Below are 290 nucleotides of genomic sequence, written 5' to 3'. Positions count from 1 at the left end.
CAAGATGACGGTCAGCTTGACAAACTCCCCCGGCTGGATGCCGTAATTCGAAACCCTGAACCAGCTTTGGGCATTCCCGGCCACATGTCCGACAACAAACAGCCCGAACAAAGCGACGACGGAAATGAGCAGCAAAAACTTTTGGAATTTTTGATTGGCAAAAGCCTTATACGGAAAAAGCGCCGCGCATAAAAATATGACGGTTCCGAGCGCCAAAAACATCAGCTGCCTGTCAAAAAAGTAGCTGCTGTTTTGTCCGTACCTTGTCACGGCCGTGATCATGCTTGAAC

At 49.3% G+C, this 290-nt stretch carries 1 protein-coding gene; it reads right to left on the bottom strand.

Annotated features, from left to right (window positions below; all coding sequences use genetic code 11):
• A partial coding sequence (locus J0695_RS46655) for an FtsW/RodA/SpoVE family cell cycle protein (protein WP_277990133.1) occupies nt 1–282 on the bottom strand: 282 nt, incomplete at its 3' end.
• Nucleotides 283–290 lie beyond the last annotated feature (8 nt).

The organism is Streptomyces beijiangensis, assembly GCF_017315755.1.
In the GTDB taxonomy this organism is placed as follows: domain Bacteria; phylum Actinomycetota; class Actinomycetes; order Streptomycetales; family Streptomycetaceae; genus Streptomyces; species Streptomyces beijiangensis.
Note: the sequence above shows the minus strand (reverse complement) of the source record. Positions and strands in the feature narration are given on the sequence as shown.